Source organism: Allobosea sp. TND4EK4 (genome assembly GCF_900156025.1).
Lineage (GTDB): Bacteria > Pseudomonadota > Alphaproteobacteria > Rhizobiales > Beijerinckiaceae > Allobosea.
The window spans coordinates 432,241-457,958 of the sequence record NZ_FTMO01000002.1 but is presented as its reverse complement, the minus strand read 5'-3'; the positions used below and the strand labels follow the sequence as shown (position 1 = coordinate 457,958).

General features: G+C 67.8%; 25 protein-coding genes. 16 read left to right on the top strand and 9 right to left on the bottom strand.

Annotated elements, in window-relative coordinates:
- Positions 1 to 8: 8 nt before the first annotated feature.
- Positions 9 to 917: a DUF58 domain-containing protein gene (locus BW981_RS07185; protein ID WP_076437577.1), complete on the bottom strand. Its 909-nt coding sequence runs from the start codon at positions 915 to 917 to the stop codon at positions 9 to 11.
- 4 nt (positions 918 to 921) lie between these two features.
- A complete protein-coding gene (locus tag BW981_RS07180) occupies positions 922 to 1,944 on the bottom strand; it encodes an AAA family ATPase (RefSeq protein WP_244560247.1) in 1,023 nt (340 codons plus the stop codon).
- Positions 1,945 to 2,198: 254 nt separating this feature from the next.
- On the opposite strand from BW981_RS07180, the gene BW981_RS07175 reads away from it, so the two are divergent.
- The 4 genes from BW981_RS07175 to BW981_RS07160 are packed head-to-tail and all read left to right on the top strand — an operon-like array spanning position 2,199 to position 4,918.
- On the top strand, positions 2,199 to 2,756 hold the full coding sequence (locus BW981_RS07175; RefSeq protein WP_244560246.1) for a DUF1285 domain-containing protein: 558 nt from the start codon (positions 2,199 to 2,201) through the stop codon (positions 2,754 to 2,756).
- On the top strand, positions 2,753 to 3,406 hold the full coding sequence (locus BW981_RS07170; protein WP_076437573.1) for a CoA pyrophosphatase: 654 nt from the start codon (positions 2,753 to 2,755) through the stop codon (positions 3,404 to 3,406). Before BW981_RS07175 ends, BW981_RS07170 begins: the two co-directional genes overlap by 4 nt.
- 10 nt (positions 3,407 to 3,416) lie before the next feature.
- Positions 3,417 to 3,674, top strand: coding sequence for a DUF6111 family protein (locus BW981_RS07165; protein ID WP_076437571.1), 258 nt, complete (start codon positions 3,417 to 3,419; stop codon positions 3,672 to 3,674).
- Positions 3,671 to 4,918 (top strand): CCA tRNA nucleotidyltransferase, encoded by a 1,248-nt coding sequence (locus BW981_RS07160; RefSeq protein ID WP_076437569.1) that lies wholly within the window; start codon positions 3,671 to 3,673, stop codon positions 4,916 to 4,918. The genes BW981_RS07165 and BW981_RS07160 overlap by 4 nt, the downstream gene beginning before the upstream one ends.
- 12 nt (positions 4,919 to 4,930) lie before the next feature.
- On the opposite strand, the gene hemF is transcribed toward BW981_RS07160, so the two are convergent.
- Together hemF and BW981_RS07150 are read right to left on the bottom strand one after the other, a co-directional pair.
- Positions 4,931 to 5,860 (bottom strand): oxygen-dependent coproporphyrinogen oxidase, encoded by a 930-nt coding sequence (gene hemF, locus BW981_RS07155; protein ID WP_076437567.1) that lies wholly within the window; start codon positions 5,858 to 5,860, stop codon positions 4,931 to 4,933.
- A gap of 4 nt (positions 5,861 to 5,864) precedes the next feature.
- The gene (locus tag BW981_RS07150) at positions 5,865 to 6,347 is read right to left on the bottom strand and encodes a tRNA (cytidine(34)-2'-O)-methyltransferase (protein WP_076437810.1); all 483 of its coding nucleotides are present in this window, start codon (positions 6,345 to 6,347) and stop codon (positions 5,865 to 5,867) included.
- Positions 6,348 to 6,462: 115 nt separating this feature from the next.
- Between BW981_RS07150 and BW981_RS07145 the strand changes: the two genes are divergently transcribed.
- The 11 genes from BW981_RS07145 to BW981_RS07095 all read left to right on the top strand — a co-directional run bounded on the left by BW981_RS07145 (position 6,463) and on the right by BW981_RS07095 (position 19,624).
- Entirely contained in the window at positions 6,463 to 8,328 is a 1,866-nt protein-coding gene (locus tag BW981_RS07145) for an ABC transporter ATP-binding protein (RefSeq protein ID WP_076437565.1), read from the top strand.
- Between the two features lie 190 nt (positions 8,329 to 8,518).
- On the top strand, positions 8,519 to 9,064 hold the full coding sequence (gene petA / locus BW981_RS07140; RefSeq protein ID WP_076437563.1) for a ubiquinol-cytochrome c reductase iron-sulfur subunit: 546 nt from the start codon (positions 8,519 to 8,521) through the stop codon (positions 9,062 to 9,064).
- A 53-nt stretch (positions 9,065 to 9,117) separates the two neighbouring features.
- Positions 9,118 to 10,401 carry a cytochrome b gene (locus tag BW981_RS07135; protein ID WP_076437561.1) on the top strand — a complete coding sequence of 428 codons (1,284 nt, stop codon included), beginning with the start codon at positions 9,118 to 9,120 and terminating at the stop codon, positions 10,399 to 10,401.
- A 7-nt stretch (positions 10,402 to 10,408) separates the two neighbouring features.
- Positions 10,409 to 11,290 (top strand): cytochrome c1, encoded by an 882-nt coding sequence (locus tag BW981_RS07130; protein WP_076437559.1) that lies wholly within the window; start codon positions 10,409 to 10,411, stop codon positions 11,288 to 11,290.
- Positions 11,291 to 11,428: 138 nt separating this feature from the next.
- Positions 11,429 to 12,307, top strand: a complete 879-nt coding sequence (locus BW981_RS07125) for an S-methyl-5'-thioadenosine phosphorylase (protein WP_076437809.1) — start codon at positions 11,429 to 11,431, stop codon at positions 12,305 to 12,307.
- A gap of 71 nt (positions 12,308 to 12,378) precedes the next feature.
- A complete protein-coding gene (locus tag BW981_RS07120) occupies positions 12,379 to 12,906 on the top strand; it encodes an adenine phosphoribosyltransferase (RefSeq protein WP_076437557.1) in 528 nt (175 codons plus the stop codon).
- 7 nt (positions 12,907 to 12,913) lie between these two features.
- Positions 12,914 to 14,023, top strand: a complete 1,110-nt coding sequence (gene mtnA / locus BW981_RS07115; RefSeq protein ID WP_076437556.1) for an S-methyl-5-thioribose-1-phosphate isomerase — start codon at positions 12,914 to 12,916, stop codon at positions 14,021 to 14,023.
- On the top strand, positions 14,020 to 14,664 hold the full coding sequence (locus BW981_RS07110; protein ID WP_076437554.1) for a class II aldolase/adducin family protein: 645 nt from the start codon (positions 14,020 to 14,022) through the stop codon (positions 14,662 to 14,664). The genes mtnA and BW981_RS07110 overlap by 4 nt, the downstream gene beginning before the upstream one ends.
- A gap of 53 nt (positions 14,665 to 14,717) precedes the next feature.
- Positions 14,718 to 16,034: a sensor domain-containing diguanylate cyclase gene (locus BW981_RS07105; RefSeq protein ID WP_076437552.1), complete on the top strand. Its 1,317-nt coding sequence runs from the start codon at positions 14,718 to 14,720 to the stop codon at positions 16,032 to 16,034.
- An 82-nt stretch (positions 16,035 to 16,116) separates the two neighbouring features.
- On the top strand, positions 16,117 to 17,589 hold the full coding sequence (locus BW981_RS07100; RefSeq protein WP_076437551.1) for a protein adenylyltransferase SelO: 1,473 nt from the start codon (positions 16,117 to 16,119) through the stop codon (positions 17,587 to 17,589).
- 289 nt (positions 17,590 to 17,878) lie between these two features.
- Complete coding sequence (locus BW981_RS07095) at positions 17,879 to 19,624, top strand: methyl-accepting chemotaxis protein (RefSeq protein WP_175624067.1); 1,746 nt, start codon at positions 17,879 to 17,881, stop codon at positions 19,622 to 19,624.
- Positions 19,625 to 19,655: 31 nt separating this feature from the next.
- Here BW981_RS07095 and BW981_RS07090 read toward each other — a convergent pair whose 3' ends face one another.
- Together BW981_RS07090 and ychF are read right to left on the bottom strand one after the other, a co-directional pair.
- On the bottom strand, positions 19,656 to 20,669 hold the full coding sequence (locus BW981_RS07090; RefSeq protein ID WP_076437547.1) for a MaoC family dehydratase: 1,014 nt from the start codon (positions 20,667 to 20,669) through the stop codon (positions 19,656 to 19,658).
- A 20-nt stretch (positions 20,670 to 20,689) separates the two neighbouring features.
- The gene (gene ychF / locus BW981_RS07085; protein ID WP_076437545.1) at positions 20,690 to 21,787 is read right to left on the bottom strand and encodes a redox-regulated ATPase YchF; all 1,098 of its coding nucleotides are present in this window, start codon (positions 21,785 to 21,787) and stop codon (positions 20,690 to 20,692) included.
- A 127-nt stretch (positions 21,788 to 21,914) separates the two neighbouring features.
- Here ychF and BW981_RS07080 point away from each other — a divergent pair, with 127 nt between their 5' ends.
- Positions 21,915 to 22,259, top strand: coding sequence for a hypothetical protein (locus BW981_RS07080; RefSeq protein ID WP_076437544.1), 345 nt, complete (start codon positions 21,915 to 21,917; stop codon positions 22,257 to 22,259).
- A 3-nt stretch (positions 22,260 to 22,262) separates the two neighbouring features.
- Here BW981_RS07080 and pth read toward each other — a convergent pair whose 3' ends face one another.
- From pth to BW981_RS07065, 3 genes are all read right to left on the bottom strand, one after another.
- Complete coding sequence (gene pth / locus BW981_RS07075) at positions 22,263 to 22,877, bottom strand: aminoacyl-tRNA hydrolase (RefSeq protein ID WP_076437542.1); 615 nt, start codon at positions 22,875 to 22,877, stop codon at positions 22,263 to 22,265.
- A 79-nt stretch (positions 22,878 to 22,956) separates the two neighbouring features.
- Positions 22,957 to 23,580 carry a 50S ribosomal protein L25/general stress protein Ctc gene (locus BW981_RS07070; RefSeq protein ID WP_076437540.1) on the bottom strand — a complete coding sequence of 208 codons (624 nt, stop codon included), beginning with the start codon at positions 23,578 to 23,580 and terminating at the stop codon, positions 22,957 to 22,959.
- Between the two features lie 150 nt (positions 23,581 to 23,730).
- Positions 23,731 to 25,617, bottom strand: coding sequence for a putative bifunctional diguanylate cyclase/phosphodiesterase (locus BW981_RS07065; RefSeq protein ID WP_076437539.1), 1,887 nt, complete (start codon positions 25,615 to 25,617; stop codon positions 23,731 to 23,733).
- Positions 25,618 to 25,718 lie beyond the last annotated feature (101 nt).

The following is a 25,718-nucleotide window of genomic DNA, read 5'->3' as shown; positions in this document are numbered from 1 at the left end:
CGCAGCCATCAGTTCGCCCCCCGCGCGGAGACGAGGCTTGCAACCCGCAGCACGGCTTCGCTGGTCGGGCGGTCGGTGCGGTGGAGCGTCAAGGTCCAGCCGGCCTTGCGGCAGGCCTCGCGAATCGCCTCGCGATGGGCAGCGAGGCGCTGGCGATAGTCCTCTCCCCAGGACCCGGCGTCGCCGACGCGCAGCGCCAGCCCATCCTCCAGGTCGAAGAGCTCGGCCTGCCCGGTGAAGGGGAAGGTTTCCTCGATCGGGTCCGCGATCAGCAGAACATGACCGCGGGCCCCGCTGCCGGAGAGCGCCCGGATGCGAGCGGCCAGGGAATCGGCTGGCGAAAGCCCATCGGTGACGATGATGGCGTCCGAAAGCCGCTGCAGCGGTGCCGCCGGGGGCAGATCGTCCTCGGCGCCCTGGCGATCCGCTGCGATGGCCTGCGCCAGCAATTCGATGATGTTGCGAGAGGCCATCGGCCGTGTCAGGCCGAGATGGCCGACGCGCTCGCCGCCCTCGACCAGCGTCTCCGCGAGCGCGAAGCCCGCCACCAGCGCCCGGTCGATCTTCGGCGCCTGAGCCAGGGACGAGGCGAAGCCCATCGAGGCGGAGCGGTCGATCCAGAGCCAGACGGTGTGCGAGGCTTCCCACTCCCGCTCGCGCACGAAGAGGTGGCCGTCACGGGCCGATCGCCGCCAGTCGATGCGGGAGGCGGATTCGCCAGCGACCAGCGGCCGATACTGCCAGAAGCTTTCGCCGGGTCCCGCGCGCCTGCGGCCATGGATGCCGTGGACGCTGGCCGAGACGCGGCGCGCTTCGAGGATGAGCCGCGGCAGGCGCGCTGCCAGATCGAGCGAGGCGGTGAGGACCGGCCTCGCCGGCTGCCGTTCGGTCTGGCTGAGAACACGCGTGCGCAGCATCAACCTATCCCAGCCGTTCCACGAGACGGCTGATGACGCCCTCGACGGTCTCGCCATCGGCGCGGGCGGCGAAGGTCAGAGCGACGCGATGCTTCAGGACCGGCACGGCGAGCGCTGCGACATCATCGATGGAGGGCGCGAGCCGGCCTTCGACCAGGGCGCGGGCGCGGGCGGCCAGCGTCAGCGACTGGCTGGCGCGCGGGCCGGGACCCCAGGCGAGCTTTTCGGTGATGGCGGCGTCGCCCTCGCCGGGGCGGGCGGAGCGGACGAGATCGAGAATGGCATCGACCACGGCCTCGCCGACCGGCAGGCGGCGCACGAGACGCTGGACCGACATCAGCGTCTCGGCGGTCATCGCGGGGGTCGGCCGGTATTCGGCGGCGCCGGTCGTCTCCAGCAGGATCCGGCGCTCGGCCTCGCGGTCGGGATAGCCGACGTCGATCTCAAGCAGGAAGCGGTCGAGCTGGGCTTCTGGCAGGGGGTAGGTGCCCTCCTGCTCGATCGGGTTCTGCGTCGCCAGCACATGGAACGGGGCGGGCAGGTCGTAGCGCTCGCCGGCCACGGTGACGTGGTGCTCCTGCATCGCCTGCAGCAAGGCCGACTGGGTGCGGGGGCTGGCGCGGTTGATCTCGTCCGCCATCAGCAACTGGGCGAAGACAGGGCCCTTGATGAAGCGGAAATGACGCCTGCCGTCGGCGCTCTCGTCGAGAACCTCGGAGCCGAGGATGTCGGAGGGCATCAGGTCGGGCGTGAACTGGACGCGCCGCGCCGAGAGGCCGAGCACCGTACCCATCGCCTCGACCAGCTTGGTCTTGGCGAGGCCGGGCACGCCGACGAGCAGTCCGTGGCCGCCGGCCAGCAGCGTGATCAAGGACAGGTCGACGACCTTCTGCTGCCCAAAGATGACCTGGCCGATCTCCTTGCGGGCCGCGCCGATCGCGCCGAGTGCCGCTTCCGCCGCCTCGACGACGCCGCTGTCGAGATCGATCGGGGCGTTGCTCTCGTTCATGCGGGCCTGCGCCACCATGTCGATCTCCTTCGTGTCGGCGCATCGCGCTTGTCGCTGCCGAATTCCGGCGATACCGAATTCGAACCGTTGCGGCGCTTCCCGGTTGAATGTGGACGGGCCGGTTTGCTGGCTCAAGCACCGATTGCTGCGGTACACATAAACAGCGCTTCACGATTATGTGGAGTTCAAGGCGGAAACGCGATGCAACCACGATGCCACAGGCGGCCGAGGCGGGGCAGGCGATGAGTTCGGGGCCTGCGATGGAACGGCTCATGGCTGCGCTGGGCGACACCAAGCGCCGGGGGGCGCCGCCCGTCGAGCGCTGGAACCCGCCATTCTGCGGCGATCTCGACATGCGGGTGGCGGCGGACGGCACCTGGTTCTATCTCGGCACGCCGATCGGCCGGCCGGCCCTGGTGAAGCTGTTCTCCTCCGTCCTGAAGCGTGAGGGCGACGAGCACTTTCTCGTGACCCCGGTGGAGAAGGTGCGCATCCAGGTTGAGGACGCCCCCCTGCAGGCGGTGGAGATGCAGGTGGATGGCGAGGGCGACGGGCGCGCCATCGCGCTGCGCACCTCGGTAGACGATCTGGTCAGTGTCGGCCCGGATCATGGCCTGCGCTTCGAGCGGGCGGCCAAGGACGGGCTGAAACCCTATGTCCATGTCCGCAGAGGTCTGTGGGCACGGCTGACGCGGGCGCTGACCTATGATCTGCTCGCGCTGGGCGAAATCCGGGAGGTCGGAGGCGAGGCGCAGTTCGGCATCGCGGCCGGCGGTACCTTCTATCCGGCATTGCCGGCACGCGAGATCGAGGGCCTCGATATCTCATGACCACCGGCAAGGCTCTGAATCTCAGCGCCGAGCGCTTCGCGGCGCTGGCCCGCGAACGTCTGCGCCCGGACCCGCCCACCCTCGGAGACGTGATCGCGCGTCCACGCGGCGACCATGAGGGGCAAGAGCATCCCTTCCCGATTCCCGACGAAGAACGCGCCATTCCGGCGGCCGTGCTCATCGGCGTCGTGCCGCGACCGGAGGGGCCGACGGTGTTGCTGACCCAGCGCGCGGCGGCCCTGCGGAGCCATTCGGCACAGGTCGCCTTTCCGGGCGGGCGCGTCGATGCGGTCGATGGCTCCCCGGTCGTGACCGCGCTCCGGGAAACCGAGGAGGAGATCGGGCTGTCGCGGGAGCGGATCAGCACGCTCGGCTTCCTCGATGCCTATCTGACCGGCACCGGCTATCGCATCGTTCCGGTCGTCGCGCTGGTCGAGCCGCCCTTCTCGCTGACGCTCAACCCGAGCGAGGTCGATGCGGCCTTCGAGACGCCGCTGTCCTTCCTGCTCGACCCTGCCAACCACAGGCGCGAGGGGCGGGAGTGGAAGGGCCATTTCCGCACTTATTATGCGATGCCGTTCGAGGATCGCTATATCTGGGGAGCCACCGCCGGCATCATCCGCAATCTCTACGAGCGGCTGGCGGGCTGAAAGAGAAGCCATGCTGCGCGCCATCATCGAAGAGGTCCTGCTCTTCGTTCTGCCCTTCTGCATCTTTGCCGCTTATCTCGTGGTGAAGCGGCGCAATCCGCTCGATATCGCGCATTGGAGCCGGCATGCCTTCCTGCTCGCCGTGGCGGGGCTGGTGCTGGCGATCGGCCTCCTCGTCGTCGAGGGCTTCGTGGCGAAGCGCGACCGCGGGGCCTATGAGCCGCCGCATATGGAAAACGGGGTTCTCGTGCCCGGCCGGTTCCGATGACACCCGAGATGCGGGCGCGGATCACCGCTTTCCTTGAGCGCCCGGCGCTGGCGCGTGTGCTCGCGGCGCTGAACGGAGAGGGCGAGGAAACACGCGTCGTCGGCGGGGCGGTGCGGAACCTCTTGCTCGGCACGGAGGCGAGCGACGTCGATCTCGCGACCACGGCCCTGCCGGAGGAAACGATGCGGCGCGGGCGGGCTGCGGGGTTCAAGCCGGTGCCGACCGGTATCGAGCACGGCACGGTGACGCTGGTCGGCGAAGGCGAGAGCTTCGAGGTCACCACGCTCAGGCATGATGTCGAGACGGATGGGCGCCGGGCCAAGGTCATGTTCGGGCGGGATTTCGCCGCCGACGCCCTGCGGCGCGACTTCACCATCAACGCGCTCGGCCTCGACCGCGCGGGCCAGGTGCATGATTATGGCGATGGCCTCGCCGATCTCGCCGCCCGGCGCATCCGCTTCATCGGCGATGCGAGGGCGCGCATCCGCGAGGATTACCTGCGCATCCTGCGCTTCTTCCGCTTCCAGGCGCAGTATGGCGTCGGCGAGCCGGACGCGGCCGGGCTCGCCGCCTGCATCGCCGGGCGCGACGGGCTGGAGGGGCTGTCGCGCGAACGGGTGCGGGCGGAAACGATGAAGCTCCTCGTCGCGCCGCGCGCTGCCGAGACCGTGCGGGCGATGGCCGGCGCCGGGCTGCTGATGCCGGTCATCGGCGGCGTGCCGCATCCGTCGCGCTTCGCAGCCGTGGCCGAGGACGACGGCGCCGACGTCTTTCCGGCGTTCCGGCTGGCAGCGCTGGCTGTCTGCGTGCGGGAAGATGCTCTCAGGCTGCGTGAGCGGCTGCGGCTCTCGAATGCGGAGTTCGATCGGATCGAGCGGATCGGGCGCGCGCTGGAGCGCCTTGCGGGTCAAGCTGGCGCGCCGGCTCTCGCAGCCTTGCGCCATGCGGCATTCGCCCTGGGCTCGGACGCGGCTGCCGCCGCGCTCGTCCTGCTCAACACCTCCGCAGATGATGCTCGAAGGGGAGGTGTGCAGTGCCTGATCGCGGAACTCGCCCGCACGCCGGTCTTTTCGCCCACGGGCAAGGACGTCATCGGGCTCGAGGTGCCGCCGGGCCCCCGCATCGGGCAGATCCTGGAAGCCGCACGGCACCGCTGGATCGAAGCCGGCTGCCCACCCGGCTTGCAGGAGCAGATGGCGCTGCTCGGTGCCGCGGTGGAAGCGCTTCGTCAGGCCCGGGCTTGACGCCGTGGCGCCTTACGGCCAGCGCACCGTGGGCGGCATCGAGGACAGGATCGAATCGACGTTTCCGCCTGTCTTCAGGCCGAAGATCGTGCCGCGGTCGTAGAGCAGGTTGAACTCGACATAGCGGCCCCGGCGCACCTGCTGCTCGTGGCGCTCGGCCTCGCTCCAGGGCTTGGCGAGATTGCGCGTCAGGATGTCCGGGTAGATGCCGAGGAAGGCCTCGCCGACCGCGCGGGTGAAGGCGAAATCCGCCTCGGCGTCGCCTGTCCAGACATAGTCGTAGAAGATGCCGCCGATGCCGCGCGGCTCGTTGCGGTGCTTCAGGAAGAAATACTCGTCGCACCAGGCCTTGAAGTCCGCGTAATCGGCCACGGCCGGGAAGGCATCGCAGGGAGCCCGCAGCGCGTCATGGAAATCGCGGGCATCGGCGTCCTGCTGGCTGCGCCGTGCGTCGAGCACGGGCGTCAGGTCGGCGCCGCCGCCGAACCAGGGCCGTGTCGTCACCACGAAGCGGGTGTTCATGTGCACGGTCGGCGCGTGCGGATTCCAGGGATGGGCGATCAGCGAGATCCCGGTGGCGTGGAAGCGCGGGTCTTGCGCCGCGCCCGGAATCTGGCCGGCAAAATCCGGGTGGAACGTCCCGTGGACGGTCGAGACATGCACGCCGACCTTCTCGAAAACGCGGCCCTTCATGATCGACATCACGCCGCCGCCGCCGGGCGTCCCGTCATGGTTGGTGCGCTGCCAGGGCGTGCGGACGAAGCGGCCGGGGGTATCGGCCTCCGGCGGGAAGGGGCCGGTGGCCTCGTTCTCGACCTGCTCGAAGGCGGCGCAGATGCGGTCGCGCAGTTCTGCGAACCAGGCGGCGGCGCGCGGCTTCAGCGCCTCGACGACCGCCGGATCGGCGGGGGCTGCGGGGTCGGCGGGGCGGCGGGGGGTCATCGGCCTATCCATCGCGGTGCGGGAAGGCGCCTGTCTGGCGCAAGGCTTCGCCCATGACAATCGCTGCGGCGAGCGCGACATTGAGCGAGCGCAAGCCGGGGCGCATCGGAATATGCAGGCTGGCGCCGGCGGCGGCCTGGACCTCGGCGGTGACGCCGGCCGATTCGCGCCCGACCAGGACGATGTCGCCGGGCTGGAACGAGAACTCGGGCAGCGGCGTCTCTCCATCGGTTTCCGCCAGGACGAGCCGATGTCCTTGCGCGCGTCGCCAGAGATCGAAGGCGGCGAAGGAATCGTGCCGGGTGACGGCGGCGCGCTCCAGGTAATCCATGCCCGAGCGGCGGAAATGCCGGTCCGAGACGTCGAAGGCCGCGGGCTCGACGATGTCGACGGGAAAGCCGAGGCAGGCCGCCATGCGGATCAGCGTGCCGGTGTTCTGGGGAATGTCGGGCTGGAACAGGGCGAGGCGCGTCGAGGTTGCAGACATCGCTGCTGTCATGAGGCGGCAGAGCGACATGCGTCAAGCAGGCTGGCGCGCGAGCCATGCCCAGCCCATATGACGCGCTGAATTGCACCACGATGCCGGCCTAGGAGGGCGGTTCATGTTCGCCCCGCTGTTCCGCTGGCTCGAGAGCCGCATCGACGTGTTCGCCCCGTTCGACGAGCGGGAGGTGCCCCCCCGCGGCGTCTGGCGTTTCATGTGGCATCACATCAAGGGCGTGAAGGGCTGGATGGCCCTGATCATGCTGACGGGCCTCGGCTTCAGCGGCATCGAGGCGCTGATGTACCTGATGGTCGGCTGGTTCGTGGACCTTCTGACCCACAGCACGCCGGAGGCGATCTGGCGCGACCAGGGCTGGCTGCTGATCGGCGCGGCGTTCCTGCTCGTCGTGGTCAGGCCGCTGATCTATTTCGCCAACCACGCCATCGTCGACCAAGTGGTGGTGCCGCAGATCACCAACCAGATCCGCTGGCGCAACCATGTCTACACGCTCGGCCACGCGCTCTCCTATTTCCAGAACGACTTCGCCGGCCGGCTCTCGGCGCGCGTCATCCAGGCGGGGCAGTCGATCCGCGGGGCGACGATCGAGGTCATCGACGATCTCTGGTACGCGCTGATCTTTGCCACCGTCGCGCTCGGTTTCTTCGGCAAGACCAGTCTGTGGCTGGCGCTGCCGGTCGTCCTCTGGCTCGGCGCCTATGTGGCGCTGCTGGCCTATTTCGTGCCCCGCGCGAAAAAGCGCTCCGAGGCCAATTCGCTCGGACGCTCCAGCACGACGGGGCGCATCGTCGATGCCTACACCAATATCCTGACGGTGAAGCTGTTCGCGCGAGCCGATGCCGAGCGCTCGGCCGTGCGCGAATCGCTCGGCTGGTGGAACGAATCCTTCCTCAACCTGTCGCGGCTGATCACCGGCGTCAGCGTCATCCTGCAGACGATGAACTCGATGCTGGTGGTGGCGACGGCGGCGCTCTCGCTGTGGCTCTGGAGCCATGGCGCGATGACGCCGGGAGCGGTCGCCGCTGCCATCGGCCTCGTCCTGCGGCTGGTGCAGATGTCGAGCTGGCTGATCCATCTGGTGCGCGGCATCTTCGAGAATCTCGGCTCCGTGCAGGAGAGCATGGAGACCATCGCCAAGCCGCACGATCTGCCGGATGCGGCCGATGCGGTGCCTCTGTTGGTGGAGAGGGGCGAGATCCGCTTCGAGAAGATCCGCTTCAACTACGGCAAGGCCGGCGGGCTGTTCGAGGGGCTCGACCTTGCCATCGCGCCGGGCGAGCGCATCGGTCTCGTGGGGCCGTCCGGTGCCGGCAAGTCGACGCTGGTGAACCTGCTGCTGCGCCTCTACCCGCTGGAGGGCGGGCGCATCCTGATCGACGGGCAGGACATCGCCCATGTCACGCAGGACTCGCTGCGGGCGCAGATCGGCATGGTGACGCAGGACAATTCCCTGCTGCATCGCTCGATCGGCGACAACATCGCCTATGGACGCATCGGCGCCGGCGATGAGGAGATCGCGCGTGCGGCCCGGCAGGCGGCGGCGCATGACTTCATCCTCGGCCTCGGCGACCAGGATGGCCGCAAGGCGTTCGAATCGCGCGTCGGCGAACGAGGCGTGAAGCTCTCCGGCGGGCAGCGCCAGCGCATCGCCATCGCCCGTGTGCTGCTCAAGGACGCGCCCATCCTGGTGCTGGACGAGGCGACGTCGGCCCTCGATTCCGAGGTCGAAGCGGTCATTCAGCAACAGCTCTCGACGCTCATGCAGGGCAAGACCGTCATCGCCATCGCGCACCGGCTCTCGACCATCGCGGAACTCGACCGGTTGGTGGTGCTCGACAAGGGCCGGATCGTCGATATCGGCAGCCATGCCGAACTGATCGCGCGGGAGGGTCTTTATGCGCGGCTCTGGTCGCGCCAGTCCGGCGGATTTCTGGCCGCCGCGGATCCGGAAAAGCTGCCGGTGTGAGGTCCCCGGCCGGCGCCTGTGCGCCATGCGCCGATCACGCTTTCGCGACAGTAGACTTCGTCCAATCTGCATGTCAAAGAGCCGAGCGACGCGCGGCCGCATTGCGGCTGGAGCGACGCGCCCCTATGAGGGCGAATGGCGATGAATTCGAGCTGTTCCAGCTCGCAAGACGTGTAAGAGGGATTGGATCGTGGCGCACGCGACCGATACGAAGAGCGGAACCCGCCGCGACTTCCTGCTCCTGGCGACCGGTGCGGCTGGTGCCGTCGCGGCCGGCTCCATCGTTGTTCCGCTGATCAGCCAGCTCGCGCCCGACCAGCAGACCATCGCGGCCGGCGCGCCGGTCGATGTCGACCTGGCGCCGATCGCGGAAGGGCAGGCCATCAAGATCTTCTGGCGCGGCAAGCCGATCTTCGTCCGTCATCGGACGAAGAAGGAGATCGACGAGGCGCTGGCCGTCGATGTCGCGACCCTGCGCGACCCCCAGACCGACCAGCAGCGCACCAAGGCCGGCCACGAGCCGATCCTCGTTGTCTTCGGCAACTGCACCCATCTCGGCTGCATTCCTCTGGGCACCGCACCTGGCGAGCCGAAGGGCGATTTCGACGGCTGGTTCTGCCCCTGCCACGGCTCGCACTACGATTCCTCCGGCCGCATCCGCAAGGGCCCGGCGCCGCTCAACCTGCCGGTGCCGCCCTATGCCTTCACGTCGGACACCAAGATCAAGATCGGCTGAGCGATGCGCTCGATGCTTTCCTGCCAAGATGAGACAGCCTTGAGGCATTCTTCATGAGTGGTCACAGCTCCTACGTCCCGAAGAGCGGCTTCGAACGCTGGCTCGATGCCCGCCTGCCGATCATCCGGCTGGCTCACGACTCGGCGGTCTCCTATCCGGTTCCCCGGAACCTGAACTACATGTGGACCTTCGGCGGCATCCTCGTGTTCATGTTGGTCGCGCAGATCATCACCGGCGTGGTCCTGGCGATGCACTACACCGCCAATTCGCTGCTGGCGTTCAACTCCGTCGAGCACATCATGCGCGACGTGAACTATGGCTGGATGCTGCGTTACCTGCACGCCAACGGCGCCTCGATGTTCTTCATCGCCGTCTACATGCACATCTTCCGCGGCATCTACTACGGCTCGTACAAGGCCCCCCGCGAGGTGCTCTGGATCCTCGGCGTCGTCATCTTCCTGCTGATGATGGCCACCGCCTTCATGGGCTATGTGCTGCCCTGGGGCCAGATGTCCTTCTGGGGCGCGACCGTCATCACCAACCTGTTCTCGGCATTGCCCGTCATCGGCGAGGTGATCGTCAGCTATCTGTGGGGCGGCTACTCCGTCGACAATCCCACCCTGAACCGCTTCTTCTCGCTGCACTACCTGCTGCCGTTCATGATCTTCGGCGTTGTGATCCTGCACGTCTGGGCGCTGCACCATGTCGGCCAGAACAACCCGACCGGCGTCGAGGTGAAGAACGTCCAGAAGGACACCGTGCCGTTCACGCCCTATGCGACGATCAAGGACGTGCTCGGCATGGTCGTGTTCATGATCGTGTTCGGCTGGTTCGTGTTCTATCAGCCGAACTTCATGGGCCATGCGGACAACTACATCCCGGCGAACCCCGCCGCGACGCCCGCCCACATCGTTCCGGAATGGTACTTCCTGCCGTTCTACGCGATCCTGCGCGCCATCCCCGACAAGCTCGGCGGCGTGCTCGCCATGGGCGGCGCCATCGTGATCCTCGCCTTCCTGCCCTGGCTCGACACCTCCAAGGTCAAGTCGATGAGCTACCGGCCGATCGCGCGCCAGTTGTTCTGGGTCTGGGTCATCGTCTGCATCGGCCTCGGCTATCTCGGTGCGATGCCGCCGGAAGGTGGATACGTCATCGCCTCGCAGATCTTCACGGTGCTGTATTTCGGCTTCTTCGTGGCGCTCTTCGTCGTGGGTCTCTTCGAGCGGCCCAAGGCGCTGCCGACCTCCATCGCCGATGCGGTGCTGGCTTCCGCCAAGGGCGGCTCGGCCGTCCGCATGGCGGGCGCCGCCACTGCCGAACCGAACGTCAAGGGCTGACGGAACCATGAGCAGAACCTCTCTCCGTCTGGCCCTGGCGGGCCTCGCCGCCGGCCTCGCGGCCTCCGCCCTGTCGCTGACGGCCGTCCGCGCGGCCGAGGGACGCGTCGAGCCGCCGGCTCTGAGCTGGAGCTTCTCCGGCCCGGTCGGGAAGTTCGACCGTGCCCAGCTGCAGCGCGGCTACAAGGTCTACAAGGAAGTCTGCGCGAGCTGCCATGCGGCGAGCCTGGTGCGCTTCCGCAACCTGGCGCAGCCCGGCGGGCCGGAATTCACGGTCGGCCAGGTCAACGCGCTGGCCGCGACCTACCAGGTCAAGGACGGCCCGAACGAGACCGGCGAGATGTTCGACCGGCCGGGGCGGGCTGCCGATGCTTTCCCCTCGCCCTTCGCCAATGAGCAGGCGGCGCGCGCGGCCAATGGCGGCGCCTATCCGCCCGACTTCTCGGTTCTCGCCAAGGCGCGCACCTATGAGCGCGGCTTCCCGCGCTTCGTCTTCGACATCTTCACGCAGTACCAGGAGCAGGGGCCGGACTATATTCACGCCCTGATGGTCGGCTATGAGGAGCCGCCGGCCGGCACCACGCTGCTGCCGGGCCAGTACTGGAACAAGTACATGCCGGGCCATCTGATCGCGATGCCCAAGCCCCTCAATGACGGGCAGGTCGAATATCCAAAGGGAGCCGACGGCCAGCCGCAGGTGCCGGAGACGATCGACCAGTATGCCCGCGACGTCTCGGCCTTCATGGTCTGGATGGCCGAGCCGCATATGGAGCAGCGCAAGCGGATCGCGCTGTGGTTCATGCCGTTCCTGGTGATCTTCGCCTTCCTGCTCTACTTCAGCAAGAAGCGGATCTGGGCCCGCATGCCGGACGGATCGGCGACGCACTGAGCGGCCCGACAATTCCCCCCAAAAGGCCCCGGCGACGGGGCCTTTTCATTTTGGCGCCCGCGCGGCGGGGGACGATCGCGCTGTAGCGTGACCGTCATCGAAGGATGATCCTGTCCGCGCCCGCATAAGGATATGAACATGAGCCAAGCCGTTCTGGGAATCATCGGAGGGTCGGGCATCTACGATCTGCCGGGCCTGACCGACATCCGCGAGGAGCGTATCGAGAGCCCCTGGGGCGAGCCTTCCGACGCGCTCCGCATCGGCCGGATCGGCCAGACAAAGATCGTCTTCCTTCCCCGGCACGGGCGTGGGCATGTGCTTTCGCCGTCGGACATCAACTACCGCGCCAATATCGACGTGCTGAAGCGGGCCGGCGTCACCGATCTGGTCTCGCTCTCGGCCTGCGGCTCCTACAAGGCGGAGCTCTATCCGGGCCTGTTCGTGCTGGTCGACCAGTTCATCGACCGCACGGTGCGCCGGGACAGCTCCTTCTTCGGCAAGGGCTGCGTCGCGCATGTCTCGGTTGCGCATCCTGTCGGGCCGGCGCTTCAGAGCCGCATCGCCGAGGCCGCACAGGCCGAGGAGCTGCCCTTCGTGCGTGGCGGCACTCTTGTGACGATGGAGGGGCCGCAGTTCTCGACCTATGCCGAATCGATGAGCTATCGCGGGCTCGGCTTCGACCTGATCGGCATGACGGCGATGCCGGAAGCCAAGCTCGCCCGCGAGGCCGAGATCACCTACGCCACCGTCGCGATGGTAACCGATTTCGACTGCTGGCACGAGCTGCACGGGGTGGTGGACGTCGCCTCCGTCGTCCAGGTGATGCACGAGAATGCCGACAAGGCGCGGCGCCTCGTGGCAAGGCTGGCGGCCGATTTCCCGGCGCAGCGGCAGGACTGCCCGGCGGGCTCGCATCGCGCGCTCGACAACGCCATCATCACGGCGCCGGGCTTCCGCGACCCCGCCTTGCTCGCCAAGCTCGACGCCGTCGCAGGACGGGTGCTGGCGCAGGCGTGACGGTGATGGCCTTGACGAGGGCGCTGCATCGTCCGACCAAGGCAGTCGCTCCTGCCTCCGGACCTCAGCTCATGAATCTCGCCGACACGATCCGCGCCATCCCGGATTATCCGAAGCCCGGCATCGTCTTCCGCGACATCACCACCTTGCTGGGCGATGCGCGGGCCTTCCGGCGGGCTGTGGACGAGCTGGTGCAGCCCTTCGCCGGGCTCAAGATCGCGAAGATCGCCGGCATCGAGGCGCGCGGCTTCATCCTCGGCGGGGCGGTGGCACACCAGCTTTCCGCCGGCTTCGTCCCGGTCCGCAAGAAGGGCAAGCTGCCGGGCGAGACGCTGCGCGTCACCTACGCGCTGGAATACGGAACCGACGAGATCGAGGTGCATCGCGACGCGGTGCAGCCCGGCGAGCGGGTGCTGCTGGTGGACGATCTCATCGCGACGGGCGGCACGGCGGAAGGCGCGGTCAGGCTGCTGACCGAGCTGGGGGCGGAAGTGGTCGCGGCCTGCTTCATCGTCGATCTTCCCGACCTCGGTGGCGGCGACCGCATCCGCAAGCTCGGCGTGCCGGTGCGGACGCTGGTTTCCTTCGGCGGGCACTGAGCGCGGCATGAAGATCAACGGCCAGCATTACCGGACGATCTGGCTGGCGCAGGATGGCTGGCGCGTCGTCGTCATCGACCAGACGCGGCTGCCCTTCCGCTTCGAGACCGTGGCGCTGGGCTCCGCCGAGCAGGCGGCCGACGCGATCCGCAACATGGTGGTGCGCGGCGCTCCGCTGATCGGCGCGACCGCGGCCTATGGGGTCGCGCTGGCGATGCGCGCCGACGCCTCCGACGCGGCGCTGGAGGCTGCTCTGGTGCTGATGGGCGGCACCCGGCCGACCGCTGTCAATCTGCACTGGGCCCTGGCGCGGATGCGCCGCGTGCTGCTGCCGGTCGCCGCTGCGGACCGGGCTGCGCTCGCCTATGCCGAGGCGGCGGCGATCTGCGACGAGGATGCCGCACTCTGCAGCGCCATCGGTGAGCATGGCCTGCCCCTGATCCGGGATGTCGCCGCGCGCAAGCTCTCCGGCGAGGCGGTGAACATCCTGACCCATTGCAATGCCGGCTGGCTCGCCACGGTGGATTGGGGCACGGCGCTGGCCCCGATCTATCGCGCGCATGATGCCGGGCTCGCCGTTCATGTCTGGGTGGACGAAACCCGTCCGCGCAACCAGGGCGGCGCGCTGACCGCCTACGAGCTCGGTGCCCATGGGGTGCCCCACACTGTCGTCGTCGACAATGCCGGGGGACACCTGATGCAGCGCGGGCAGGTCGACATGGTCATCGTCGGAACCGATCGCACCACGGCGAACGGCGATGTCGCCAACAAGATCGGCACCTATCTCAAGGCGCTCGGCGCCCGCGACAACGACGTGCCATTCTATGTCGCGCTTCCGTCCCCCACCATAGACTGGACGATGGATGACGGGCTGCGCCAGATTCCGATCGAGGAGCGCGCGGCGCGCGAGGTCACGCATGTGCAGGGTCTCGCCGAGGACGGGGAGGTGAGGGCGGTGCGCGTCATGGCGCCCGGCAGCGCGGCTGCCAACCCCGCCTTCGACGTCACGCCCGCGCGGCTGGTCTCGGGCCTGATCACGGAGCGCGGCGTCTGCGCCGCCAGCTCCGAAGGGCTGGCGGGCCTGTTTCCGGATCTGGCCCGAGGACAGCCGGCATGAGCGAGCGAGCCTTGCGCGAGGAGATCGTCGCGGTCGCCCAGGCGATCGACAGGGCCGGGTACTGTCCGTCGAAATCGGGCAATGTCTCGGCCCGGCTCGGCGACGACTTGCTGATCACGCCCTCGGGCCTGCCCTATGCGCAGACGACGCCGGAGGACCTGATTCACCTCTCGCTCGACGGGCGCATCCTGTCGGGCGTGCGCAAGCCCTCCTCGGAATGGCCCTTCCACACCGCGATCTACCGGGCCCGGCCGGATGCCCAGGCGATCGTGCATACCCACTCGCCGCGCGCCACCGCGCTCTCCTGCGCGCGGCGCGGAATCCCCGCATTCCATTATATGATCGCGCTGTGCGGCGGGCCGGATGTGCGCTGCGCCGACTACGCCACCTTTGGCACACCGGAACTGGCCGAGAACGCGGTCCAAGGCCTGGAGGGCCGCAAGGCGGTGCTGCTCGCCAATCACGGCGTGATCGCGCTCGGCGCTTCGTTGGCCGGGGCGCATCAGATCGTCGCGGAGGTGGAGAATCTCGCCGGGCAGTATCTCGATCTGCTGGCGGCCGGGCTCGATCCTGTGATCCTGGACGACGGGGAGATGCAGCGCGTCGCTGCGCGCTTCGCCGGCTACGGCAAGGTCGATTGATTGCAGGTCAGTGATCTTACTTAGCGTTAAGCATTGCCGCCTAGACCTGTGGCATGATCCTTTCGCGCTATCTGCACGATTCACTGGACATGTTGGGGATCGGCGCATGCGAGTATGACGCCGAGCTCAGGGCCGTGAGCTGGAACAGCGCGTTCCTCCGATTCTTCCCGGAGCACGAAGGCCATATCCGCGTCGGCGAGGCCTATGCCGACAATCTGCGCCGCTTCTACGCAGCCGGTCTTGAGCCCGGCGAACTGCCGGATATCGAGCGCTGCATCGCCGAAGGCGTGGCTCGTCACCTCAATCAGACGCAGCCTTTCGAGTTCCTGCACGGCGGTCGGCGCCTGCGAGCCTCATCGCTGCCGTCGCCATCCGGCGGGCGGGTCCGCCTCTGGCAGTCGCTCGACAGGCGGGCCGAGGTGGTCGCCCTCACAGATGCGATGCTGCCGGTTTTCGAGGCCCTGCGCTTCATTCCGGACGGGGCGACCATCGTCGACGGCGACGATCGCATCATCGTGGCCAACGACGCCTTCCGGCAGCTTTACGACCTGGCCGAAAACCGGGTCATCGTCGGCGAGAAACTAGACCAGGTCCTTGCGGAGGCCTGGGGCGACGAGGCGGTGATCGCGGACCGGCGCGCGACGATCCGCGCCGGGCTGCGTTACGACGGTGCGCCCTTCGAGGTGGAACTGCCGGGCGGGCGTTGGCGGCGCGTGCTCTCGCGGCACAGCGTCGAGGGAATCGGCTGTTTCATCCATGCCGACATCACATCGGGCAAGCGCCAGCATATCGAGCTGCTCCAGGCTCAGGAGGCGCTGCACCGGGCCAATGCCGATCTCAGGCTGCTGTCGCAGACCGATGCGCTGACCGGACTGGCCAATCGCCGACATTTCATGAACGTGCTCGCCGGTGAAGCCGCCAGGGCGCAGAAGCTGGCGCTCCTGATCGTCGATGTGGATCACTTCAAGGGCGTCAACGACCAGTTCGGCCATGTCGTGGGCGACGCCTGCCTGAAGAAGGTCGCAAGCCTGATCGGCGCGCTGCCCGTCCCGCAGGGCTGTACCATCGCGCGTCTCGGCGGCGAGGAGTTCGGGCTGCTGTTGCCCGGTCCTGCCTCCGAGACCGCGCTGTTGCTGGCCGAGGCCGTCAGAGGTGCCTTCGCGCAAGAGCCCTGGCACCGTCTCAGCCCGCGCCTGCACGGCCTGACCGTCTCGATCGGCCATTGCTGCGCCGGTGGCCCGCTGGACGGGGATGCGCTCTATGCCTCCGCCGACGATGCCCTCTACGTGGCCAAGAGGCGGGGGCGCGACCGGGTCGAGACCGCGGCCGTGCCGCTGGCACCGGCGCCGGCGCAGTTGCGGACGGGCTGAGCGGAGCAGCGGCAAACGGTCCGGCCCGGACGGGGCGCGCGCCGCGCATTGCGATCGTCCGTGATGGCCCTATCTTCATGCGATGGTCGCCATCGCATTCGACAATTCCTATGCCCGCCTGCCGGAGCGCTTCTTCGCCCGGCTCGACCCGACGCCTGTCAAGGCGCCGGTGCTGGTGAAGCTCAACGGGGCGTTGGCCGCCGAGCTCGGGCTCGATCCGGACTGGCTGGGCAGCCCCGAGGGTGTCGCGATGCTCGCGGGCAATACCATTCCCGGCGGCGCCTTCCCGATCGCCACCGCCTATGCCGGGCATCAGTTCGGCGGCTTCAGCCCGCAGCTCGGGGATGGCCGGGCGATCCTGCTCGGGGAGGTCCTGGGGCTGGACGGACGGCGCTTCGACATCCAGCTCAAGGGCTCGGGGCCCACGCCGTTCTCGCGCAATGGCGACGGACGTGCGGCGCTGGGGCCGGTCTTGCGCGAATACATCGTCAGCGAGGCCATGGCGGCCCTCGGCGTTCGCACCACCCGAGCGCTCGCGGCCGTGACCACCGGCCAGCCGGTCAGGCGGGAGACAGCGCTGCCCGGCGCGGTCCTGACGCGTGTCGCGTCGAGCCATATCCGGATCGGCACCTTCCAGTATTTCGCGGCCCGCGGCGATGTCGAAGGGCTCCGGGCGCTCGCCGACCATGTGATCGCGCGGCATTATCCGGCCGCAGCGCAGGCTTCGAGCCCTTACCTCGGCCTGCTCGACGCCGTGATCGGGGCGCAGGCGAACCTGGTGGCGCATTGGATGACGCTCGGCTTCATCCATGGGGTGATGAACACGGACAACGTGTCGATCGCGGGCGAGACCATCGACTACGGCCCTTGCGCCTTCATGGACAGCTATGATCCCGCGACGGTGTTCAGTTCCATCGATGAGCGTGGCCGCTACGCCTATGGCAACCAGCCACCGATCACGTTGTGGAACCTGACGCGGCTGGCCGAGGCGATGCTGCCGCTTCTCGATGAGAATCAGGATGTCGCCGTCTCACTCGCACAGGAGGCGCTGGGACGTTTCAGCGGTCACTTCCAGCCGGTCCTGCTCGACCGCTTTCGCCGCAAGCTCGGCATGGCGACGGCGGGCGAAGACGATGCGGCGCTGGTGCGCGGCCTGCTCGAGGCGATGCAACGGGGTCAGGCGGATTTCACCCTCACCTTCCGACGGCTGGCGGACGATGCCGCGCTCGTGCAGGGCGGGACGTGCCGGGAGCTTTTCCAGGAGCCGGAGGCATTCGATGTCTGGGAGGCGCGCTGGCGGCAGAGGCTGAGGGGCGAGGAGGCATCCGGCGCGGAACGCCGGGACGCGATGCGCCGGGTCAATCCGTTGTTCATCCCGCGCAACCACCGTGTCGAAACGGCTCTGGAGGCGGCTGTCGAGCGCGGCGATTTCGGCCCTTTCGAAACCCTGCTTGCCGTCCTCGCGAAGCCTTTCGACGATCAGCCTGGCCATCAGGACCACGCGGCGCCACCGCAGCAGCATGAGCGGGTCCTGGCGACGTTCTGCGGGACATAGCGCTGCATTTTGTTTCAGAGGTCGGGTCGCCGCCGGCCCATCAGCGCGTCAATCCTTTTCCTGCGCGATCCAGAGCGCGCCCGAGTTTGCTCCAAGTCAAACTCGCCGGGTTGCGATAGATGACGTAGGGCGATGGGTAAAATCGAGCCTATCGTTACCGGCGGTTAACATGGGAACGGTACGGTGATGCTTCTGTCAATTCGCAGCGTATCCCGTGTTTTCGTTCAACATCATGATAAGGCCGTTGGCGGCGCCAGGCGTGGAACCGGGCGCCAGCAGGCGCCGCTCGTTGCTGTGGTCAATCCTGCTGCCGATGGCTGTCGCGAGCGCGCTCGTGATTGCCGCGGTCGTGCGTTATCTTCCGGACTTCATTCTCTCGACAGAGATCAGAGCCGTCCGCGAGCGTGCGCTGGTGACCGCAGAGCAGCTGCTGAAACTGCGCGGCTTCTACTCGGATAACACGCTGTCCAAGATCGCCGGGTTGCCCGGGGTGACCGTGTCTCCGAGCTATATCGGGATCGACCGCACCGTGCCGGCGCCGACGACGTTCCTTGCCGACTTCGCGCAATATGCGTCCAGCAAGGATACGAGGCTTGCGCTTCTCAGCCCTTTCCCCTGGCCGTCCCGGCACGGCCGCAAGCCGTTCGATGCCTTTCAGGAAGAGGCGTGGAATACGGTGTCCAAGCAGGCTGGCGCGGCGTTCTGGCGTGTCGAGGGCCAGGGCGACCATTCTGTCTTGCGTCTCGCCGTGGCCGACCGCATGACGCAGAGCTGCGTCGACTGCCACAACTCCCATCCGGATTCCCCCTTCAAGGCCTGGAAGGTGGGGGATGTGCGCGGCATGATCGAGGTGACCCAGCCGATGGCCACAGCGATCGCCGAAGCCGAGGGCATCACCCGACGCATCTGGGTGATCGGCGCAGGCTCGATGGCGCTCGTGCTGGTGTTTGTCCTGTTCCTCACGCTGCGCGTCGTCGGGCCGTTGCGAGAGCTCAGCGGAATCATCGGCCGGATCGCCAAGGGCGAGGCGAGGGTGACGATCCCGCACACCCACCGCAAGGACGAGATCGGCGTTGTCGCTACGGCCCTGTCGAGCCTGCAGGAGACCCAGCGGCAGGCGAGGGCTCTGCAGGACGACGTGCAGCGGGAAGCAACCATGCGGCTAGCGCGGGCGACGCGTCTGGAGCGGCTCAACACGGCGCTCGCAGGCGATCTGCATCGGCTTCGATCGCATGTTGCGGCGTCATCGCAGACGATCCGCGATGCGACGCATGCAGTCAGCGGCCTTTCGGGCAAGAGCATTGCCTATCTGAAGGACGCCGAACTTCACGCCGCATCGCTGGAAACGGCGGGCTCCGCCGTGCTGGGGCGATCGCAGGCGATCGCGGAAGTGATCGACCGTGTGCACATGCATCTGGACGCGATCGGCCAGCGCAGCGATCAGGCCGCCGCCGCAGCGCTCTGCATGGAGGAGCGCGTCGTTCGCCTGAACGCTGACGCGGCCGGCATCGACGACGTCGTCGCGCTGATCCGCCAGGTCGCCGGCCAGATCAACCTTCTGGCGCTCAATGCGACGATCGAAGCCGCCAAGGCGGGTGAGGCCGGCCGGGGCTTTGCCGTGGTGGCCAACGAGGTGAAGGTCCTGGCCGGTCGCACTGCCGCAGCAACGAAAGACATCGAGGGGCGCAGCCTGAAGATCCGGTCTGCGATCCAGGACGTCACCGGGCAGATCGGCGTTCTCTCGGCCAGCCTGGCTGCCGATGGCGAGGCCTCGGATCGGTTGGCGGGGGAGCTGCGCCGCGATGTCAGCGTCTCCGCCGACATCGCGAGCCATATGCGGACCGTCTTCGAGGAGGGACGTTCGATCCTCTCCGCTCTCGAGCGCCTGAGGCACGAGGCCATTCTGACCCAGGACAGCGTCACCGCGCTCGACCACGCCTCGCAGCAGGTCGAGGAGGCGATGCGGGCCCTCGACAGCCAGACGGCCGGCCTCTCGCGGGAGCTGCTGGACTGGCGCGGTTTCAGCGAGGCCTGAGGCTCCGAGGGATGCGCGGAGCGAATCACGCCTAGCCGGGCTTGCGCTCCACGAACACGCAGCCGTCGAAGCTGAAGACCTCTTCGCCGTTCTGGTTCACGCCGGTGTTGCGGTGGAAGAACAGGCCCCAGTCCGGGCGCGAGGCGCTGGGGCGCTTGTCGGCGATCTCGGAGAAATAGGTGATGCGGTCGCCGGCGAGAACCGGCTTCGACCAGCGAAGGTTCTTGAAACCGGGCGAGGGGCCGAGGCGTGCGGGCCGGCCGATGGTCGCGGCGAGCTGGCGCTTGCGGTGGGACACCATCGTCGCCATCCAGACCGCCGCGGTATGCCAGCCCGATGCGGCGAGGCTTCCGAACAGGCTGGTGCGCGCAGCGGCCTCGTCCAGATGGAAAGGCTGCGGGTCGAAGCTGCGGGCGAAGGCGACGATCTCTTCGGATGTGAAGACGAAGCTGCCGAGTTCGTGCCGGCGGCCGATCTCCAGCTCCTCGAAGAAGCGCGTCGGTTCGGCCGGCCCGGCAGGGGCTTCCAGCGGGCTTTCCGGGAGCGGGCGCTGGTAGCGAGGTCCGTGCGCGAGCCAGTCGCCCCTGGGCTGCGGACGCGCACCGCCGCCCTTGCGGCCGAACATGATCCAGTTCGTCTGAAGCAGGATCGCCTCGTCGTCCTGGCCCAGCAGCTCGAGCTTGAAGCGCACAAGCCCCATCTCGGGACGCGAGCGCGAGGCCTTGGTCTCGAGCACGGTTCGTCGGGCGCTGACGGCCTGGCCCGGCAGCAGCGGGCGCAGCCACTTCACCTCGTCGATGCCCGGCGCGCCCATGCCGGTGGAATCCAGCAGGAAGTCCTCGGCGATCAGGCGCATCAGCAGGGCGCAGCTGTGCCAGCCGGACCCGATTAGCCGGCCGACGAAACTGGTGCTGGCCGCCTCCGGATCGACATGGAAGTCCTGTGCGTCGTAGCGCGAGGCGAAGGCGACGAGATCATCCTGCGAGACGGCGATGCTGTGGGTACGGACGCTCTCGCCAACGACGAAATCCTCGAAATGCAGCATCGCCTTCCTCGCCCGGTCGCTCAGTTGGCGAAGCGGAAATGCAGCACGTCGCCGTCCGCGACGACATACTCCTTGCCTTCCAGCCTGAACTTGCCGGCCTCGCGCGCGCCGGCCTCGCCCTTGCAGGCGATGTAATCGTCGAAGGCGATGGTCTCGGCGCGGATATAGCCCTTCTCGAAGTCGGTATGGATCACGCCGGCGGCCTGCGGGCCCTTGGTGCCCTTCTCGATCGTCCAGGCACGCGCCTCCTTCGGCCCCACCGTGAAATAGGTCACGAGGTGCAGCAGGCTGTAGCCGGCGCGGATCACGCGGTTGAGGCCGGGTTCCTCCAGGCCGACCGCCTCGAGATAATCCTTCTGGTCGGCCTCCGGCAGGACCGCGATCTCGCTCTCGATCTTGGCCGAGACGACCACCGCGACGGCGCCTTCCTCGGCGGCGCGCTTCTTCACCAGCTCGGAGAAGGCGTTGCCCTTGTCGGCGCTCGCCTCCTCGACATTGCAGACATAGAGGACGGGCTTGGAGGAGAGCAGGCCGAGCAGCTCGAAGGCGCGGCGCTCATCGGCCGCGACCTGGACGAGGCGGGCGGGCTTGCCGTCGCGCAGGAGGACGAGGCAGCGGTTCATCAGCTCGGCCAGCTCCTTGGCCTCCTTGTCGCCGGCCTTGCCCTTCTTCTCCAGCGGCAGCACACGCTTCTCGAGACTCTCCAGGTCGGAGAGCATCAGCTCGGTCTCGATCGTCTCGATGTCGTCGATGGGCGAGACCTTGCCCTCGACATGGGTGATGTCGCCATCCTCGAAGCAGCGAACGACATGGGCGATGGCGTCGCATTCGCGGATGTTGGCGAGGAACTGGTTGCCGAGGCCCTCGCCGCGCGAGGCGCCGCGCACCAGGCCGGCGATGTCGACGAAGGTTAGCCGTGTCGGGATGATCTCCTTGGAGCCGGCGATGGCGGCGAGCTTCTCAAGGCGTTCGTCCGGCACGGCGACGTCGCCGACATTCGGCTCGATCGTGCAGAACGGATAGTTTGCCGCCTGGGCTGCCGCGGTCTGCGTCAGCGCGTTGAAGAGGGTCGACTTGCCGACATTCGGCAGGCCGACGATACCGCATTTGAAGCCCATGATCGCCTATCCGATGCGACGCCCTTGCGGCTGCCGCGACAATTGAGATTTTGGCGTCTTATTGCGGGGCGCAGCGCGCAAAGACAAGTGCCGCACATCTTTTGATGCGCAGGACGATCACGGGAAAGTGCATGGCGGTGCGTTCGGGGCGGGCGTCGGCGCCAGGCCACAGCCGGACGGAACGCTGCTTGCGGTGCAGGTCTTCGTCTTTCCGGATGCGACGATGACGAACGCCACGGTCGCCGGGACCGTCTCGCGGGTCGACGGGGCAGGGCTGGTGCTGAGCTACCCGGGCGGCGAGCAGAAGGTGACACTCACGCCCGACACGACCATCCTGATGGCCGCTCCGGCCGAGGCCGCAGAGATCAAGCCGGGCGCCCAGGTCGCCATGATCGCGACCCGGCAGACCGACGAAAGCTCCGGGACGAGCCCGGTCACGATCGCGAAAGGCGGCGCGAAGCTGCCCTGCTGAGGCTCAGTCGCTGGCCTTTTCGCCCAGCCGCTTCACGGCGCCGTGGCCGCGTGCCTCCATGAACAGGTGGACCTTGTTCTGGAAGCCGGCATCGTCATGGGCGGCGAGCGCGGGGGCGAAATCGGCGCAGGCGGTGCAGAGATCCTCGACCCAGGGCTGCTCGGCCTTGCCGAAGTCGTTCAGCACATAGGCGTGGACGAGTTCCTTCGCGCCGGGGTGGCCGATGCCCATCCGCACGCGGCGGTAGTCGTTGCCGATCGCGGCGGTGGTGGAGCGCAGCCCGTTATGGCCGGCATTGCCGCCGCCGAGCTTCACGCGGAGCTTCGCTGGGGCAAGGTCGAGCTCGTCGTGGAAGACGATCACGTCCGCGGGGGCGACCTTGAAGAAGCGCGCGGCCTCGCCGATGGAGCGGCCGGATTCGTTCATGTAGGTCTGCGGCTTCAGCAGGATGACCTTCTCGGTTCCGATGGTCGCCTCGCTGGCCTGCGCCTGAAAGCGCGAGCGCCACGGCGCCGCGCGGTGCGTGCGGGCGATCTCGTCCAGCGCCAGAAAGCCGATATTGTGGCGGTTGCGGGCGTAACGCGCGCCCGGATTGCCGAGCCCGGCGAAGATCAGCATCTCATCGACCTCTGCAAATGAAGACGGCCGGGAAAACCCGGCCGTCTGGCATTCTGCGAGAAGGGAAGCGGCGTGCCGCTCACTCCTTGGCGGCAGTCGCTTCGGCAGCGCCTTCCTCGGTCGCCTCGGGCTCGGCCTCGACGGTCGGCGGGGCGATCGTGACGATGGTGGCGTCCGAGCCGACGGTCAGCTTGGCGCCGGCCGGAAGCTTGATGACCTTGGCCTCGAGCTGGTCGCCAATGTTGAGGCCGGCGACGGAGACCTCGAAGGCGTCCGGGATGCGGTCGGGCTCGACGGTGATCTCGAGCGTGTGCTCGACGATCTGGACCAGGCCGCCGTTCTTGACGCCGGGGCTGGCATCCTGGCCGGTGACGTGGATCGGAACCTGGACCGTGACGGTCTGGCCCTTGGCGACGCGCAGGAAGTCGACGTGGAGCGGGAAGTCCCTCACCGGATCGAGCTGATAGTCGCGCGGAATGACGCGCTCCTTCTTGCCGTCAACGGCGATCTCGAAGATCGTGGTGAGGAAGTGGCCGCCGAAAATCATCTGGCGGGTCTTGTTGGCGTCGAGCGCGATGGCGACGGGGGCGGTGTTTCCACCATAGATCACGGCAGGCGTCTGGCCCTGGCGACGAACGGCACGAGCGGCCCCCTTGCCGACCTGTGCGCGCGCCGAAGCCTCGATTTGCTTCACGGCGGTCATGTTGATGTCCTTGACTTCACGAAAATGAGAAGGCCGCCAAAAAGGCGGCCATCGGCTTCAGCGTCCAGAGCCTCCAAGGGTGTCAGCGGGACGCTGGGCGTGCTCATAAGCGAAAAGCGCCGCGATCTCAAGTCCGCAGGCGCAGCGCGTTCAGGCGGCGGTCGCGGTGAGGTCGGCCAAGGGCGGCGCTTCCGTTCCAGTCATAGGTCCGAGGCGCTGCAGCAGCTCGGCGACCATCCCGGCCGGCATGGCCTGCGCATAGAGGAAGCCCTGGCCCAGGTGACAGCCCATGGCTCTCAGCCACTCGGCCTGGTCGGTCGTCTCGATGCCTTCGGCGATGACCTTCATGCCCAGCCTGCCGGCGAGACCGACCATGGCCTCGACGATCGCGCTGCTTCGCGAACCGGTCCTGGCTGCGGCGATGAAGGAGCGGTCGATCTTGATGACGTCGACGGGAAAGTCGAGCAGATGGGTCAGCGATGCGAAGCCTGTGCCGAAATCGTCGAGGGCGACGGCAATGCCATGGCCCCGCAGCTGCTCGATGGTGCGCGCGACGCCGTCCTTGCGCGCGCCCATGAAGACCTGCTCGGTGATTTCGATGACGAGATGCGCCGGGGCGACCCGCACCCGGTCCAGCGTCCGCAGAATGCGCTGGACGAGATCGCCCTTCTTGAAGTCGGCCGAGGTGACGTTGAGCCCGATATGCTTGAACTGGACGCCCGCGCGCGACCACGTCGCCATGTCAGCCGCGATCGCAGCCAGCATCTGGCCGGTGATGCGGTAGGCGATCTTGGGGTCCAGCATCGCTTCCTGGAATTCGCCTGCCGTGGCGACACGTCCATCCGGCATTCGCATCCGCGCCAGAGCCTCGACCCCTGCGATCTCGCCGGTGTCCAGGTTGATGACGGGCTGATAGTAGGCGACGATGCGCCCCTCGGTCAGCGCGTCGTCGACATCGCGCTGGCTCTGCAGGCGGCGGGTCATCGAGGTCCGCAGGCCGTTGCTGAAGCGGACATAGCCGCCGCGGCGAACTTCCTTGGCATGGTAGAGGGCGAAGTCGGCATTCTGGCGCAGCGTCACGCTGTCGTCGCCATCCTCTCCCGCCAGAACCGCGCCGATGGTGACGCTGGGAACGAGGGCGTTGCCTTCGTGATCGAGGGGGGCGGCCACCGCCGCGAGGATCGAGCAGGCGAGGGCGCGGATCCGGTTCGCCTGGTTGCAGTCCGGCAGCAGCACGGCGAACTCGTCGCCGCCGATCCGGCAGGCGGTGGCCTCGCCGATCACGGCCTGCAGCCTGGCACCCACGGTCGCGATCAGCGCGTCGCCGGCGGCGTGGCCCATGGTGTCGTTGATCGCCTTGAGGTGGTCGATGTCGATCAGCATCAGGCCGAAATTAAGCGGCAGCTCCGCCGTCATCCGGGTGATCGCCTCGTTGAAGGCGACACGGTTGGGCAGCCCCGTCAGCGTGTCCCAATAGGCGAGCCGATGATTCCGGGAGCGCACCTCTTCATGCTCGATCGCGATCGCACAGAGGTGGACGCAGGTCGCGACGATCCGTTGCTCCAGTTCGTCGGGCCCGCGGACCTGATCGTAATAGAAGGCGAAGCTGCCGATCACGAGGCCGTTGCGGGCCCTGATCGGGCTGGACCAGCAGGCCCGCAGGCCAAGCGGCAGGACGAGCTGCTTGAACCCGGCCCAGAGCGGATCGTTTGCGATATCGGTGACGCAGACGGGCTCGCCGCGATAGATCGAGGAGCCGCAGGAGCCGACGTCCGGGCCGATCGGCAGGCCGGTGATCGCGGCCGTGTAGTGCGCGGGCAGGCTCGGGGCAGCCAGGGCCACGAGCCGCCGCTCTGGATCGACCGTGACGACCGAGCAGATGACGCCCGGCGCGACGGCTTCGACACGGCGGCAGAGCCGCTCGATGATGGAAACGAGAGGCTCCCCGCAGGCGATCGCCTCGAGGATCTCGTTCTGCAGGGCTTGCAGGCGCTCGGCCGAACCGTCCGCAAGCTCTCTGGGGTTGATGCTGACCATTGGTCAGCTATGCCACGCGCTCGTAAACTCTTGGTTTCAGCGGTATTTCAAACTGTGCCCGAGATGTGGGGCTCAGCGGTGAAACCGAAAACCGTGCCGAT